General features: G+C 74.7%; 13 protein-coding genes. 7 read left to right on the top strand and 6 right to left on the bottom strand.

Annotated features, from left to right (window positions below; all coding sequences use genetic code 11):
• Positions 1-114: 114 nt before the first annotated feature.
• Both K7I03_RS16070 and K7I03_RS16065 read left to right on the top strand, forming a co-directional pair.
• The gene (locus K7I03_RS16070) at positions 115-1,098 is read left to right on the top strand and encodes an ATP-binding cassette domain-containing protein (RefSeq protein WP_185940386.1); all 984 of its coding nucleotides are present in this window, start codon (positions 115-117) and stop codon (positions 1,096-1,098) included.
• The gene (locus K7I03_RS16065) at positions 1,095-1,856 is read left to right on the top strand and encodes an ABC transporter permease (protein WP_224347076.1); all 762 of its coding nucleotides are present in this window, start codon (positions 1,095-1,097) and stop codon (positions 1,854-1,856) included. Before K7I03_RS16070 ends, K7I03_RS16065 begins: the two co-directional genes overlap by 4 nt.
• Positions 1,857-1,896: 40 nt before the next feature.
• Here K7I03_RS16065 and K7I03_RS16060 read toward each other — a convergent pair whose 3' ends face one another.
• Positions 1,897-5,127 (bottom strand): AfsR/SARP family transcriptional regulator, encoded by a 3,231-nt coding sequence (locus K7I03_RS16060; protein WP_185940387.1) that lies wholly within the window; start codon positions 5,125-5,127, stop codon positions 1,897-1,899.
• Positions 5,128-5,267: 140 nt separating this feature from the next.
• Here K7I03_RS16060 and K7I03_RS16055 point away from each other — a divergent pair, with 140 nt between their 5' ends.
• Positions 5,268-6,047: a TetR/AcrR family transcriptional regulator gene (locus K7I03_RS16055; RefSeq protein ID WP_185940388.1), complete on the top strand. Its 780-nt coding sequence runs from the start codon at positions 5,268-5,270 to the stop codon at positions 6,045-6,047.
• Between the two features lie 99 nt (positions 6,048-6,146).
• On the opposite strand, the gene K7I03_RS16050 is transcribed toward K7I03_RS16055, so the two are convergent.
• Together K7I03_RS16050 and K7I03_RS16045 are read right to left on the bottom strand one after the other, a co-directional pair.
• Positions 6,147-6,599, bottom strand: coding sequence for a GNAT family N-acetyltransferase (locus tag K7I03_RS16050; RefSeq protein ID WP_185940389.1), 453 nt, complete (start codon positions 6,597-6,599; stop codon positions 6,147-6,149).
• A 67-nt stretch (positions 6,600-6,666) separates the two neighbouring features.
• The gene (locus K7I03_RS16045) at positions 6,667-7,128 is read right to left on the bottom strand and encodes a MarR family winged helix-turn-helix transcriptional regulator (RefSeq protein ID WP_185940390.1); all 462 of its coding nucleotides are present in this window, start codon (positions 7,126-7,128) and stop codon (positions 6,667-6,669) included.
• A gap of 389 nt (positions 7,129-7,517) precedes the next feature.
• Here K7I03_RS16045 and K7I03_RS16040 point away from each other — a divergent pair, with 389 nt between their 5' ends.
• Together K7I03_RS16040 and K7I03_RS16035 are read left to right on the top strand one after the other, a co-directional pair.
• The gene (locus tag K7I03_RS16040) at positions 7,518-8,756 is read left to right on the top strand and encodes an MFS transporter (RefSeq protein ID WP_185940391.1); all 1,239 of its coding nucleotides are present in this window, start codon (positions 7,518-7,520) and stop codon (positions 8,754-8,756) included.
• A gap of 77 nt (positions 8,757-8,833) precedes the next feature.
• Positions 8,834-9,472, top strand: a complete 639-nt coding sequence (locus tag K7I03_RS16035; RefSeq protein WP_185940392.1) for an HAD family hydrolase — start codon at positions 8,834-8,836, stop codon at positions 9,470-9,472.
• A gap of 533 nt (positions 9,473-10,005) precedes the next feature.
• Here K7I03_RS16035 and K7I03_RS16030 read toward each other — a convergent pair.
• Positions 10,006-10,335, bottom strand: a complete 330-nt coding sequence (locus K7I03_RS16030) for a hypothetical protein (RefSeq protein WP_185940393.1) — start codon at positions 10,333-10,335, stop codon at positions 10,006-10,008.
• A 192-nt stretch (positions 10,336-10,527) separates the two neighbouring features.
• Here K7I03_RS16030 and K7I03_RS16025 point away from each other — a divergent pair, with 192 nt between their 5' ends.
• Together K7I03_RS16025 and K7I03_RS16020 are read left to right on the top strand one after the other, a co-directional pair.
• Entirely contained in the window at positions 10,528-12,186 is a 1,659-nt protein-coding gene (locus K7I03_RS16025; protein WP_224347075.1) for a globin domain-containing protein, read from the top strand.
• Positions 12,186-12,929, top strand: a complete 744-nt coding sequence (locus K7I03_RS16020; protein ID WP_224347074.1) for a pyridoxamine 5'-phosphate oxidase family protein — start codon at positions 12,186-12,188, stop codon at positions 12,927-12,929. Before K7I03_RS16025 ends, K7I03_RS16020 begins: the two co-directional genes overlap by 1 nt.
• A gap of 22 nt (positions 12,930-12,951) precedes the next feature.
• On the opposite strand, the gene K7I03_RS16015 is transcribed toward K7I03_RS16020, so the two are convergent.
• Together K7I03_RS16015 and K7I03_RS16010 are read right to left on the bottom strand one after the other, a co-directional pair.
• The gene (locus K7I03_RS16015; protein ID WP_185940394.1) at positions 12,952-13,476 is read right to left on the bottom strand and encodes an NUDIX domain-containing protein; all 525 of its coding nucleotides are present in this window, start codon (positions 13,474-13,476) and stop codon (positions 12,952-12,954) included.
• 42 nt (positions 13,477-13,518) lie between these two features.
• Positions 13,519-14,415, bottom strand: a complete 897-nt coding sequence (locus K7I03_RS16010; protein WP_185940395.1) for a LysR family transcriptional regulator — start codon at positions 14,413-14,415, stop codon at positions 13,519-13,521.
• Between the last annotated feature and the right edge of the window lie 48 nt (positions 14,416-14,463).

Below are 14,463 nucleotides of genomic sequence, written 5' to 3'. Positions count from 1 at the left end.
GCCGGCCGCTTCGTCGTACGGGGACGCGTGTCAGGGCCCGTGTATGGGCCCGTGTCAGGACCCGTGTCAGGGGCGTGACAGCCGCGTGTCAGGGCCGGCCGCGACGGTAGGGGCATGAACGGTTCGGCGATCGCGGTCTCGGGACTGCGCAAGACATACGGTGATCAAGTCGTCCTCGACGGCATCGACTTCGACGTCCCCGCGGGGTCGGTCTTCTCCCTGCTCGGCCCGAACGGCGCGGGCAAGACGACGACCGTCAACATCCTGACCACGCTGGCGAGGGCCGACGCCGGAACGGTGCGCGTCGCCGGGCACGACGTCGCGACCGGGACCAGGGACGTCCGCGCGGCCATCGGCGTCACCGGGCAGTTCGCGGCGGTGGACGACCTGCTCACCGGCCGGGAGAACCTCCGGCTGATGGCGGACCTGAAGCGCGTCCGCTCCGCCGGCCGGGTGGTCGCGGGACTGCTGGAGCGGTTCGACCTGACGGAGTCGGCGGACAAGCCGGCGGCGGCGTACTCCGGCGGCATGCGCCGGAAGCTGGACCTGGCGATGACGCTGGTCGGCACTCCTCGGATCATCTTCCTGGACGAGCCGACGACGGGCCTCGACCCGCGCAGCCGCCGCACGATGTGGGACATCGTCCGCGCGCTGGTGGCCGACGGCACCACCATCTTCCTCACCACCCAGTACCTGGAGGAGGCCGACGAACTCGCCGACCGCGTCGCGGTGCTGAGCGGCGGCGCGATCGCCGCCGAGGGCAGCCCCGACGCATTGAAGCGGCTGGTCCCCGGCGGGTACGTGCGGCTGCGGTTCACCGGCCCGGCCGCGTACCGGTCCGCCGCCGGCGCGCTGCGCGAGGCGACCGCGGACGACGAGACGCTGTCCCTGCGGATCCCCAGCGACGGCAGCCAGCGCGAACTCCGCGCCCTCCTCGACTGGCTCGACGCGTCCGGCGTCCAGGCCGACGAACTGACCGTCCACACCCCCGACCTCGACGACGTCTTCCTCTCCCTCACCGACCGCACCGGCACCGACCGCACCGGCACCGACCACGCCGGCACCGACCACACCCACAAGGAGGCGATCGCGCCGTGACCACGCTCCCCGCGCCCCTGGCCGACTCGTTGATCATGCTGCGCCGCAACCTCAAGCACACGGTGCGGAATCCCGTCACGGTGTTCCAGGCGCTCCTGTTCCCCATCGTCATCATGCTGATGTTCGTCAAGGTGCTCGGCGGCGGCTTCGCCGTCGGCGAGAAGTACATCGACTACGTGACGCCGGGGTTGCTCGTCATGGCCATCAGCTACGGGCTGGGGACCACGGCGGCGGCCGTCAACTCCGATATGACGAAGGGCGTCATCAACCGGTTCAAGGTCATGGACGTCTCCCGGGGCGCCGTACTGACCGGGCACGTCGTCATCACCGCGCTGCGCTGCGTCGTCGCCTGCGCGGCCATCGTCGGGGTCGCCTTCGCGATGGGCTTCGACCCGGAGGCGGGCGCCCTCGACTGGCTCGGCGTGGTGGGAATGGTCCTGCTGCTCGGCGTCTCGGCCGGCTGGCTGACCGTCGCCCTGGGGCTGGCCGCGAAGACCGTGGAGTCGGCGGGCATGGCCGCCGTTCCGCTGGTCATGCTGCCGTTCCTGAGCAGCGCGTTCGTCCCCGCGGACACGATGGGGACCGGCGTGCGGCAGTTCGTGGAGTACCAGCCCTTCACCCCGATCATCGAGACGCTGCGCGGGCTCCTGGCGGGACACCCCTCGGGCGGCGACGCGGCCGCGGCGGTGGCCTGGTGCGTCGGCTTCGCGGTGCTGGGGTACGTGTGGGCGGTCGCGACGTTCAAGAAGCGGGCTTGATGCGGGCTTGATAAAGCCCGTCCGGCGTTTGATGTCCCTCCTACGCCAACGCGGCCTCCACCAGCCGGACCCAGCCGCCATCCGCCCCCTCCAGAGCCCCCTCCCGGGCCGCCCCCGCGAAAGCCGCCGCACCGAGGCACTCCCGCGCCACCCGCTCGATCCGGATCGCGTCCGGGTGGGAGCGGTCCGGCAGCCCGCGCACGGCCGCGCTCGCCGCGAGCAGCCGCACCGCCTGCGCGGGCTCAGCGCGGCGCAGCGCCAGGTCGGCGACCCCGACGAGCACCTGCGCGATCAGCGGCGCGTGCCCCGCCTCGGCCGCCGCCGCGCAGGCCGCCGCGCGGTGCGAACGGGACTCCTCGACGTCGTCGGTGAGGTAGGCGAGCAGATCGTGGCGTCCGGCGCGGACGTTCGGCTGCTCCGCCTCGTCGCCCCAGAGGGCCGTCGCGACGCCGAGCTGCCGGCGGGCCTCGTCGGTGTCGCCCCGCCAGCGGGCGAGTTCGGCCCGTACCAGGGCCAGGTCGATCAGCGCGTCCGGCCAGGTGACCCGCTCCGCGCGGCGCGTCGCCTCGGCGAGGGCCGCGGCGCCGGCCGCCTCGTCGCCGAGCAGCCGGTACAGGCGGGCCTGCCGGGCCCGCATCCGGATGACGTCCTCGGTGGCGCCGACCTCGGTAACGGCCGCGATCGCCTGCTCGTAGTGCTCGCAGGCGGCGGCGAACTCGCCGCGTACCGCGATCCGTTCCGCCAGTTCGGTCAGGGCGATCGAGATCCCGTACCGCTCACCCAGCGCCCGGAACTCGGCCACCGCGCCCTCCAGGTACGCGTCCGCCTCCCGCCCGCCGTGGCCGAGCATGACCCGCATCTTGCCCAGGTGCCAGCGGCCCAGGGCGCGTACCCACGGGTCCTCGTCGTCGAGCAGCGGCTCGAACGCGGACAGGGCCGCGCCGGGCGTCCGCAGCATGCGTTCCAGCGGATCGACGAGCCTCAGCAGCGGGTAGCGGTACCGCCCGTTCCGGCCGAGCCGGTACGCCTCGTGGATCCAGTGCTCCGCGTGGTGCTCGTCGCCCTGCCCGCCGCTGACGAACAGCACCACCAGCCCGTACGCCATCGCCCGGACCTCGTCGTCCGCCGTGCCGGGCGCCGCGGCGGCGGCCGTGACCAGCTCGTGGCCCTCGGCCTTGTGCCCGCTGAGCCACCAGTACCAGCCCGCGCCCGCCGCGAGCCGCATCGCCGCCTGCGTCTCGCCGGCCGCGAGCGCGCCGCGCAGCGCCGCGACGATGTCGTCGTGCTCGGCGTCGAGCGTGGCCAGCCAGTCGAGCTGCTCGGCGCGGCGCAGGTGCGCGTCGGCCGCCTCGGTAAGCCCGGTGAAGTACGCCAGGTGCGCCCGGCGTGCCGCTTCCGCCTCGCCCGCCTCCGCCAGGCGCTGCGCGGCGTACTCCTTGATCGTGCCGAGCATGCGGTAGCGCGGGGCGCCGTCGCCCTCGGCGACCAGCAGGGACTTCTCGGTCAGGGCGGTGAGCAGGTCGAGGACGTCGTCGCGCGTGACGCCGTCCGCTTCGCTCGCGCAGACGTGTTCGGCCGCCTCCAGGCTCGCGCCGCCGGAGAAGACCGCCAGCCTGCGCAGGACCGCCCGTTCGGCGTCGGTGAGCAGCTCCCAGCTCCAGTCGACGACCGCCCGCAGCGTGCGGTGGCGCGGCAGCGCGGTCCGGCTGCCGCCGGTCAGCAGGCGGAAGCGGTCGTCGAGGCGGGCGGCGAGCTGGTCGACGGAGAGCGTGCGGAGGCGGGCCGCGGCCAGTTCGATCGCCAGCGGCATCCCGTCCAGCGCCCGGCAGACGCGCGCCAGCGTCGTCAGGGTGCGGTCGTCGGCCGCGAGGTCCCGGCGCACCGCCCCGGCCCGGTCGCGCAGCAGCCGGACGGCGGGGGACGACGCGATCACGCCCGGCTCCGCGTCCGCCCCCGGCAGGGCCAGCGGTTCGACGGGCCACAGCGCCTCGCCGGTGATGCCCAGCGGCTCCCGGCTGGTCGCCAGGACGCGCAGCCGCCGGCACTCGCCGAGCAGCCGGTGGGCGAAGACCGCCGCGGACTCGATGACGTGCTCGCAGTTGTCCAGGATCAGCAGGGCCTCGCGGTCCCGGACGGCGGCGACGAGCCGGTCCGCCGGCTCGGCGTGCGGGGCGCCGCCGAGGAGGGCGTCCCGGAGGCCGAGCCCGGCGAGCGCCGAATGCGCCACGTCGGCGACGTCGCCGTCCGGGCCGAGGGCGGCGAGCTCGACCAGCCAGACGCCGTCCGGCAGTTCGCCGAGCAGCGTCCGCGCGGTCTCCGCGGCCAGCCGGGTCTTGCCCGAGCCGCCCGGGCCGAGCACAGTGGTGAGCCGGTGCCCGGCGACGAGCTCCCGGACGGCGGTGACGTCGGCGTCCCGGCCGACGAAGGTGGTCAGCTCGGCGCGCAGGTTGGTCTTCGGGGGCTCCTCGCGGCGCGCCACCTCGCCCCGCAGCAGCGCGACGTGCAGCGCGGCCAGCTCCGGGGAGGGGTCGGCGCCCAGCGCGTCGGCCAGGGCCTCCCGCGCCCGCTCGTACACCAGCAGCGCCTCGCTGTCGCGGCCGGCGGCGGCGAGGGCGCGCATCAGGGCGGCGGCGAACCGTTCCCGCAGCGGGTGCGCGGCCACCAGGTCGGTCAGCTCCCGGACCGCCTCCGCGCCGCGCCCGAGGGCGATCTCCGCGTCGAACCGGTCCTCCAGGGCGGCCAGGCGCAGCGCCTCCAAGCGGCCGGCCGCGGCGTCGAACGCGGCGCTGTCCCGCAGGGGGACGTCCTGCAGGGCGGCACCGCGCCACAGGCCGAGGGCCTCGCGCAGCAGGCGGGCCCGTTCGGAGGCGGCTGCCGTACGGGTGGCTGCTGTGGGCGCGTCCGCTGTGGGCGCGTCCGCTGGGCGGGGCTGTTCGGTACGGGCGTGTGCGGCGGTGACGAGGCGTTCGAACCGCACGGCGTCGACCGCGTCGGGCTCCACGGCCAGCCGGTAGCCGTCCGTCCGGCCTTCGACCGCGTCGCCGTCCGGCAGCGCCTTCCGCAGTCGGGAGGCCAGGCGCTGCAGGGCGTTCGCCGCGTCGGCGGGCGGGTTCTCCCCCCAGATCCAGTCGACGAGTGACGCCTTCGGGACCACCCGGCCCGGTGCGAGCGCGAGGGCGGCGAGCAGCGCGCGCAGCCGCGCGCCCGGCACGTCGACCAAGTCGCCGTCGTTCGCGCGCACCTCGAACGGACCCAGCATCCCGATCTGCACGCGCTGATTTTGCCATGGGCGTCCGGCGGGCTCGCCGAGCCCGATCCGCCTCGGCCGCCCACTCGATCCGCCACGCTAGAATCGGAACTCGCATCCCGTTTCTGCTGTGCTCCGCCCCGCTCTTTCCTGAGGCCCCCACCATGTCGCGGAATCCCGCTCCGACGCCCTCCGGCAGCCGGCCGGGCCCGCTCCGGGCCGACGCGCGCCGCAACCGTCAGCTGGTGCTCCAGGCGGCCCGATCCGCCTTCGAGGAAGCGGGATTGAGCGTCCCGCTGGGGGAGATCGCGCGCCGGGCCGGGGTCGGCACGGGCACCGTCTATCGGCATTTCCCTTCCAAGGAAGCGCTGTTCAGGGCGACGGTGGTGGACCGCGTGCGGCTTTTCACCGACACGGCACGGGAGTTGGCCGACGCCGCCGACCCCGGTCCGGTGTTCTTCCGGTACCTGGCGTCGGTGGTCCGGCTGTCGGCGCGGAACAAGGGCCTCTGCGACGCCCTGGAGGCGAGCGCGGAGGGCCGGTTCGACCCGTCGCCGGGCGTGGAGCGGGACTTCCGCGAGGCGCTGTCCGTCCTGCTGGACCGGGCCCAACTGGCCGGTGCGGTACGGCGGGACGTCACGCTGGACGACGTGCTGGTCCTGCTGCTCGGCTGCCTCTCGATGGAGCAGCGGCGAGGCTCCCACGGTGAGCCGGGGCGGATGACGGCCCTGATGTGCGACGCTCTGCGGCCGGGCCGGAACGTGACGAAACTCCCCGTCCAGGCGCCGTCGCGGCGTAACGAAACGGGTTGCCCGGTCTGCGGGGCCGCGCTGCCCGCCGCCCGCACGGGACGGCCCGCCCGGTACTGCGGCGGGGCGTGCCGGCAGAAGGCGCACCGGCGGCGGGCGCGGGAGGGCGTACGGGGGCGGGCGGGGGAGTCGTAGAGCGCGCGGGCCTGGGGAGTCGTGGGCCCGTGGAGCTGTGGACTCGTGGACCCGTGGAGCTGTGGACCCGTCGGACCCGCCGCGTTCGGAAGGCTCGGCTCAGAGGTGGTACTTGAACCCGAGGTGCGACGCCTCGAAGCCGAGCCGCTCGTAGAAGCGGTGCGCCTCCACCCGGGTCGCGTCCGAGGTGAGTTGGAGGAGTACGCATCCCTGGCGGCGGGCCTCCTCGATGGCCCACCGCATGAACCGGCCCCCGATGCCGTTCCCCCGCTCGTCGGCGTGGACGCGGACCGCCTCGACGAGTGCGCGCTTGGAGCCGCGCCGGGAGAGGCCGGGGATGACGGTGAGCTGGAGGGTGCCTATGGTGCGCCCGTCCCGGACGGCGACGGTCAGGTGCTGATGGGGGTCGGCGTCCAGGGTGCGGAACGCCTCCAGGTAGGGCGTCAGGTCGTCGGGTGACTCCCGTCGGGAGCCGAGCGGGTCGTCGGCCAGCATGGCCACGATGGCGGGGATGTCGTCGGCGGTCGCGCGCCGGAACTCGATGTCGCTCATGATCGCGACCTTATGTGTCGGCATGGCGTCGCCACGAGGGTCGGCATGGGGACGGTCCCGAGGGGCGTCACGAGACCGGAGCGAGGGATTCCACCGCGGCGACGAGCGGGGCGAGTTCGGGCCTGGCGGCAGCCTCCCGGAGCGCTTCGCGCAGGGCGGCGTCATTGGTCGGACGGGCCTCGGCCAGCAGTGCGAGCCCGGCCTCGGTGACGTCCGTGTAGATGCCGCGGCGGTCGGTGAGACACAGGTAGCGGGTGAGCAGGCCGCGGTCCTCCAGCCGGTTGACCAGGCGCGTCGTGGCGCTCTGGCTGAGCACCACCGCGTCGGCGACCTCGTTCATGCGAAGGTGGCCGCCCTCGCCGCTGTGCTGCCGGCTGAGCACGTCCATGACGGAGAACTCGCGGACGCTCAGGCCGTGCGCGGCCTGGAGCGCACGCTCGATGTGCGCCTCGATCCGGCCGTGCAGCGCGGAGAGGGCACACCAGCCCTGTGCCAGGCCGGCCAGTGCGGGGTCCAGGGTGCGGGTCATGGGGCCCTCCTTCGTTCGGTCGTCCGTCGGTCGGTGACGCTGCGCACGGGTGCGGGTGCGGGTGCGGGTGCGGCCTCGGGGCCGTCATCACCAGGATATCCCCCCGACGCAATAGCCAGCGCTTGCATGTAACAGGCGTCCGCAATTATTGTGGACGCCGGTTGGAGCTGCGCGCATGGACCGGCGGGCGCCCCGGCCGTACTTACGGGCGCCGGGCCGGAACGGCCTGCCCGGCCCGGCGCCCGTACCGGCGGACCGGGGCGCGCGCCGCACGCCCCCCGCCCGTCCCCGCGCTCCGGGCCGACGACGCCCCGGACGGACCCCGCGTCCCCCACCCGTCCGCCCCCATCCGAGAGCCTCCCGAGCCTCCCCGACCCAAGGACCCCCTCATGCCCCTCGCCCTGCTGGCGCTCGCCATAGGCGCCTTCGGTATCGGCACCACCGAATTCGTGACCTCGGGCCTGCTTCCCGAGGTGGCGGAGGAATTCCACGTCTCCGTCCCCACCGCCGGCTGGCTCACCACCGGCTACGCGCTCGGCGTGGTCATCGGCGCCCCGATCCTCGCGATCCTCGGCAGCCGCGTCTCCCGCAAGAAGATGCTGATCTCCCTGATGGGCCTGTTCACCGCGGGCAACGCGCTGTCCGCCGTGGCCCCGGCCTTCGGCGTGATGCTCGCCGGCCGGATCGTGGCCTCCCTCGCGCACGGCGCGTTCTTCGGCATCGGCGCGATCGTCGCCGCCGGGCTCGTCGCCCCGCGGAAGAAGGCGGGCGCCATCTCGATGATGTTCTCGGGGCTGACGGTCTCCAACATCGTCGGCGTCCCGTTCGGCACCCTGCTCGGCCAGAGCGCGGGCTGGCGCGTCACCTTCGCCGTCATCGCCGGCCTCGGACTGCTCGCCATGCTGGGCATCGCCACGCTCGTCCCGCGGCTGCCGCACCCCGAGCGCACCCCGGTCTCCGGCGAGCTCGCCGCCTTCCGCAACCCGCAGGTACTGCTCGCCATGGCCATGACCGTCCTCGGCTTCGGCGGCGTCTTCACCCTCAGCACCTACATGGCGCCCGTCCTCACGGACGTCGTCGGGTACGCGCCCTCCTCCGTGACCTGGCTGCTGATCCTCTTCGGCTTCGGGATGTTCGGCGGCAACCTCATCGGCGGCCGGTTCGCCGACCGCGCCCTGATGCCCATGCTCTTCACGGCCCTCGGCGGGCTCACCCTGGCCCTCGCCCTGCTGCCACTGGCCGCGGAGAACAAGGTCACCACGGCCATCGCCCTGCCGCTGATCGGCGGGTTCGGCTTCGCGACCGTGCCGCCGCTCCAGAAGCGGGTGCTCGACCAGGCCGCCGCCGCCCCGACCCTGGCCTCCGCCGGTAACATCGGCGCCTTCAACCTGGGCAACGCCATCGCCGCCTGGCTCGGCGGCCTGATCATCTCCGCCGGGTTCGGCTACACGACGCCGACCTGGGCCGGCGCGGCGATGACCGCCGGCGCCCTGGTGCTCGCCCTCGTCTCGGCGGGCCTGGAGCGGCGGACGGCGGACGCGAGCCGCGCCGCCATCCGGGTGGCCGGGAACGCTTCCGGCGCCTCCGATGCCTCGGACTCCCGGCCGGCCGTCGCGGTGGGCCGCTGACGGGGCGAGACGGGGCGGGGCGCCCCCGGGGGATATTCCCTCGGAGGGCGCCCCGCCGCCCGCCTACGCTTCCCGCCATGAGCAGACTGCACTTGTTCGACCTCGACGGCACCCTCCTGCACGGCTCCGCGGCGGCGATCGAGATATCCCGGCAGCTCGGCTGCGAACGGGAGATCGACGCCCTGGAACGGGACTTCTTCGACGGGCTGATCGACCCGGCCGGCTTCGCGGCGGCCGCCTGCGCGCTGTGGGGCGAGGCGCTGACGGACGCCGTGGTGGCCGCGGCCTTCGAGAGCGCGCCGTGGCTGGAAGGGATCAAGGACGTCTGGGCGGACATCGAGGCGCGGGGCGAGCGCTGCGCGGTCATCTCACTGTCCCCCCAGTTCTTCGTGGAACGCCTCACCGACTGGGGCGCCCACGCCACCCGCGGTTCGCGGTGGCCGGCGATCCCGTTCCGCGAGCCGGTGGACCCGGCGGGCATCCTCGACGCCGAGGCGAAGGTGCGGATCGCCGACGAACTCTGCGCCGCGTACGGGCTCACGCGCGCCGACTGCGTCGCGTACGGCGACTCCATGTCCGACGCCCGGCTCTTCGCCGCCGTCCCCGTGTCCGTCGCCGTGAACGCCGATCACCACGTCCGCGACGTCGCCTCGCTCGCGTACAACGGCCTTGACCTCAGGGAGGCTTACGCGCTGGTCGGGGACGGGCGCGGATAACCGCGGCCGGCGAGGCCGCCGGGTGCCCGGCCGCGCGTCGCCACCCGCCGCCGCGTGTCGCCCACTCGCCGCCGTGCGTCACCCACTCGCCGCCGTGCGTCACCCATTCGTCGACCAACCGTCGTCCAACCGTCCGTTCGAACCGGGAACCATAACCGCAATCGCCCTCCCGCCGCGCGGAGTTCCGCGAATCGGCCGGGGTCCGGGCGCGGGCTGGCATGCTACCCGGCACCGAACACCCCATCACCCCAAGGGGATCGCGGGCACCGCCCGGCTCGGCCGGGCGGCGCGGACCGACGAGAGAGGGCCGAGGCGAGAGACGAATGGACGCTCCGAGCCGTCCGTCGCCCGAAGGCGGCGCACCCGGCAGGCGAGGCGACTGGGGCTGGTTCACCCCACCCGGCAGACCCCCGGTGCCCCACCGCCCGGAGCACGGGGAGCCACCGATTCCGGCCAACTCCCCCGCGTCGAGCGGGAAGGTTGGCCGGGGCGGGCCCCGGCGCCCCGACGCCACCACCGCCATCCGCGGCGCCTTACGCGCCGGTCCCCGCCGCCGCACCACCCCCGAGCCGGGCGCTCCGGACGGACACAGCCGCACTGCTCCTGACGGTCCGCACCGCGAAGGCGGGAAGGACGCCCGGAACGTGCGCGACGGTGACGGTGCCGGTGCCGACGGCGTAGACGGGGCCGGGTTCGGCCGAGCCGATGCGACCGGTGCAGGCCGGGGCGACGCGTCCGGCGCCCGGCCCGGGACGTCCGCCGGACACTTCCACGATGTCGGCCTCGGCGGAGGCGCCGGGCGCCTGCCGGCGGCGGACGACGGCCCGCACCGCCCAGGCGGTCACCCGCAGCCGCACCTCCACGACCGGCTTCCTCCCGCACCGCCCGAACTGCCGCCCGGTGCCTCCACCCCCGCGCCGCCGACGGTCGCGGGGCATCCGTCGGGGCATCCGTCGGAACCGGTCCGCGCCCCGGCGGGCCCTGCCGCGCCCCGGTCCGCCGCCCGCGCCACGGCCCGCCCCGGCGCACCGGGCCCGATCCGTACCGCCGAGGCCGTGGCGCCCACGACCGCGGACGCCACGCCCCCCGGGCCGCCGAGCGGCTCGTCGGCCGGCCAGGGGCGTGGTGCGCCGTCCCTCCCGGCGGACACCGGGCAGGCCGAGGTGGCGCCCGGGCCGTCGGCCGGCACGGCGGCCTGCGGGCAGGGCGGTGGGCAGGCGCGGCCGACGGGCGACACCGAGGTGGCGGTGCGACCGTGGCCCACCGGCTCGTACGGACCGTCCGCCGTCACCCCGGCGGGGCCGCCGGGCGCGGGTCCGGCCCCCTTACCGGCAGCCGATCCGGCACACTCGTCGGCCGGCGGGCCGGGTGCGCAGGGGACGGCCGTTCACGGCGGCCTCGTCGGCCTCGGCCGCCAACCCGACCGCGCCACACGTGACGTGACCCGCCGGGCCGCCATCGCGGAGCCGGGCGGCCGCGGCGCACCCGTCGTCCCGGGCGGCCCCGGGCAGGGCGAGGAGCGGCGCGGCGGTGGCCAGTCCCGTACGCCGGCCACGGCCGCCCCACCGGCCGGCCCCGCCGACGCCGCCCCCGACGGCGAACTCATCCGCCGCACCCTGACCGAGATCGAGCCGATCGCCGACACGGTCGTCTCGCACTTCTACGCGCTGCTCTTCCTCCATCACCCCCCACTGCGTGACCTGTTCCCCCCGGCCATGGACGCCCAACGCGACCGCCTCTTCAAGGCCCTGCTGACGGCGGCCCGTTACGTCGACGACGCGGCGGCCCTGACCGCGTACCTCTCCCCGCTGGGGCGCGGGCACCGCAAGTACGGCACCCGGCCCGAGCACTACCCCGCCGTGGGCGAGAGCCTCATCGGCGCTCTCGCCCGCTACGCCCCCCGCACCTGGGGTCCGGCGGCGGAGGCCGCCTGGGTGCGGGTCTACACGGTGATCTCCCAGACCATGATCGACGCCGCCGCCGAGGACGAACCGAACGCACCCCCCTGGTGGCACGCGGAGATCGTCGGGCACGAACTCCGCACGCCGGACATCGCCGTGCTCACCCTGCGCCCCGACCAGCCGTACCCCTTCCTCGCCGGCCAGTACACCAGCGTCGAAACCCCCTGGTGGCCGCGTGTGTGGCGGCACTACTCCTTCTCCTCCGCCCCCCGTCCGGACGGACTGCTCTCCCTCCACGTCAAGGCCGTCCCCGCCGGCTGGGTGTCCGGTGCGCTGGTCCATCGCGCCCGCCCTGGGGACGTCCTGCGACTCGGTCCTCCCGCCGGTTCCATGATTGTGGACCACACCACTGACAACGGGCTGTTGTGCCTCGGCGGCGGCACCGGCATCGCCCCGATCAAGGCGCTGGTCGAGGACGTCGCGGAGCACGGCGGCCGCCGGCCCGTCGAGGTGTTCTACGGCGCCCGGCACGATGGCGACCTCTACGACATGGACACCATGCGGGACCTGGAACGCACCCACCCCTGGCTGTCCGTGCGCCCGGTGGTGTCCGACGGTCCGACGAGCGCCCTCAGCGGCCAACTCCCGCACGTCGTGCGCGCGTACGGGCCGTGGAACGCGTACGACGCCTACCTCTCCGGGCCGCCGGGGATGATCCGCAGCGGTCTGGACACCCTGGTGGGGGCCGGCATCCCGACCCACCGAATACGCCATGACGGGATCGACGGACTTCTTGCGGAGGCGAGAGGCTGATGCGGACGGACGAGCGCGCGGCGATGGACGAGCTCGTGGCGACGGACGAGGTCCCGGTGACGGACCAGCTCGTCGTGACGGACGCGCCGGTGCCGCCGGTGCCGCTGGAACCGCCTGCTCCGCGCCCGGGCAGCGCGGGGGAGCACGCCCTGCAGGAGCGGTTCGGTACCGTCGACCGCGCCGACCGCTTCTACGCCGAGCAGACGCTCGCCTACGTCAACTCCGCCATGCGGGAGTTCCTGGCCCGGCAGGAGATGTTTTTCCTGGCGACCGCCGACGCGAGCGGCGCCTGCGACAACAGCTTCCGGGCCGGGCCGCCCGGATTCCTCAGGGCGCTGGACGAGCACACTCTGGCCTACCCCGAGTACCGGGGCAACGGGGTCCTCGCGAGCCTGGGCAACATCGAGGAGAACCCCCGGGTCGCCATCCTGCTCGTCGACTTCTTCCGCGACCGCGTCGGCCTCCACGTCAACGGGCGCGCCAGGGTCGTCGAGGACGCCGAGATGCGGACCGCCCACCCCGGCCTGCCGGTTGAGGAGGCGCCCGGCCGCCGTACGCCGGTCTGGGTGGAGATCACCGTGGAGGAGGCGTACGTGCACTGCGGCAAGTACATCCCCCGGCTGAGCCTGGTCGGCGACGGACGGCTCGGCGACGGACGGCTCGGCGAGGAAGGGGCCGGTCCGGCGGTCGGCGGCCGCCGGAGGGGCGGCGACTACTTCGGGGCCGCCGCCGGCCGTCCCTGAGGGGAGAGCGGGGGGCGGGGCGCTATCCGAGATCGTCGGCGAGCAGTGCCCGTACCCCCTCGACGTTCTCGCGCAGATAGGCGCGGAGCGAAGGCGGCACGAGCTCCACCGAGGCGATGCCCTCGCGGGTGAACGGCACCCGGACCACCTCGTAGGTGCCGCGCGGTTCATCGACCTCGGGGCCGTGCCGCAGGGCGAGGTCCATCGAGGCCAGGCGGCAGACGAAGAAGTGCTGGACCTTGACGCCGCCGGGAACGGTCCGGTCGTCCGGGTCGGCGGGGTCGGGGACGTGGAGGACGGTGTCGACGAACGCGGGCACGACGTCGACGACCTTCGCGCCCAGCTCCTCGTCGACCTCCCGGTGCAGGGCGGCGATCACGGTCTCGTCACCGGCTTCGACGCCCCCGCCCGGAGTGATCCAGTAGGGGGCCTCCCCGGGCTTGGTGCGCTTGATGAGGATGAGCTGCGGCTCGCCGGAGCCCGAGCCCGGCTCGTCTGCCAGCAGGATGGCGCGGGCGGTGCGTTTGACCACCGGTCGTACGGTCATAAGCGACATCTGCCGCGTCAAGACCACCGCGAAACCCCTTCCTCACCAGGAAACGGCGGCGCGCAGCAGCCACTCGTGTGCCCGGGCCAGATGCGGGTGGGCCAGGGTGCCGGTCCGGACGACGAGGAAGTACGTGCGCAGCGGCGGCACCGGCGGGTTGAGCAGGGCGACGACCTCGCCGGTGTCCAGCGCGTCCTCGCACAGATAGCGGGGGAGGACCGCGATGCCCGCCCCCGCGACGACGCAGGACAGCACCGCCCGTAGGTCGGGGGCGATGACGGCGCCGGTGGCGGCGGGCTTGCTGTCGAAGACGGCGGCCCAGTAGCGGCTGACGAACGGCAGGCTCTCGTCCACCTCCACCACCGGCAGGTGCTGCAGGACGGCCACCCCCTTGTCGCGGACGACGGCCGCGCCGCCGAGCCGGGCCGCCCAGCGCGGTGCCGCGATCAGGACGTGCTCCTCGTCGCACAGCGGCGTGGCGGTCAGCAGCCGGCCCCGGGGGCGGGAGGTGGTGACGGCGAGGTCGTGGTGGCCGGCGGCCAGCCCTTCGAAGAGCGGTTCCGACATGCCCTGCGCGGCGCGCACGGTGAGTCCCTGGATGATCAGCGGGCTCAGCGCGGGCAGCACGCGCAGCGCGGTGAACTCCGGCGGGCCCGCCAGGTGGAGGGTGCGGTGCGGCCACTGCTCGTCGAGCCCCGATTCGGTGATCTCCAGCAGGGCGTCGACGTGTGGCGCGATGCGGTGCGCCAGCTCGTCGCCGAGCGTCGTGGGGGTGACGCCGCGCGCCTGGCGGAGGAAGAGGGGGTGGCCGAGTTGGCGTTCCAGCGTGCGGATGTGCCCGGTGACCGCCGGCTGGGAGAGGCCCAGGAGGGCGGCGGCGCGGGTGAAGGAGCCCGCCCGGTGGACGGTGACGAAGGTGCGCAACAGGGTCAGATCCATGCTGTCTCCCCGGGAGGTCCGCCACCGACCGTAGAGGAACTATAAATA

Source organism: Streptomyces mobaraensis, assembly GCF_020099395.1.
GTDB lineage: Bacteria > Actinomycetota > Actinomycetes > Streptomycetales > Streptomycetaceae > Streptomyces.
Note: the sequence above shows the minus strand (reverse complement) of the source record. Positions and strands in the feature narration are given on the sequence as shown.

What these genes read in the sequence shown, in the direction of transcription:
- K7I03_RS16055 (WP_185940388.1), top strand. Translation starts at nt 5,268, where the DNA reads ATGTCGCGGAATCCCGCTCCGACGCCCTCCGGCAGCCGGCCGGGCCCG.
- K7I03_RS16020 (WP_224347074.1), top strand. Translation starts at nt 12,186, where the DNA reads ATGCGGACGGACGAGCGCGCGGCGATGGACGAGCTCGTGGCGACGGAC.
- K7I03_RS16015 (WP_185940394.1), bottom strand. Translation starts at nt 13,476, where the DNA reads ATGACCGTACGACCGGTGGTCAAACGCACCGCCCGCGCCATCCTGCTG.
- K7I03_RS16040 (WP_185940391.1), top strand. Translation starts at nt 7,518, where the DNA reads ATGCCCCTCGCCCTGCTGGCGCTCGCCATAGGCGCCTTCGGTATCGGC.
- K7I03_RS16050 (WP_185940389.1), bottom strand. Translation starts at nt 6,599, where the DNA reads ATGAGCGACATCGAGTTCCGGCGCGCGACCGCCGACGACATCCCCGCC.
- K7I03_RS16035 (WP_185940392.1), top strand. Translation starts at nt 8,834, where the DNA reads ATGAGCAGACTGCACTTGTTCGACCTCGACGGCACCCTCCTGCACGGC.
- K7I03_RS16010 (WP_185940395.1), bottom strand. Translation starts at nt 14,415, where the DNA reads ATGGATCTGACCCTGTTGCGCACCTTCGTCACCGTCCACCGGGCGGGC.
- K7I03_RS16045 (WP_185940390.1), bottom strand. Translation starts at nt 7,128, where the DNA reads ATGACCCGCACCCTGGACCCCGCACTGGCCGGCCTGGCACAGGGCTGG.
- K7I03_RS16070 (WP_185940386.1), top strand. Translation starts at nt 115, where the DNA reads ATGAACGGTTCGGCGATCGCGGTCTCGGGACTGCGCAAGACATACGGT.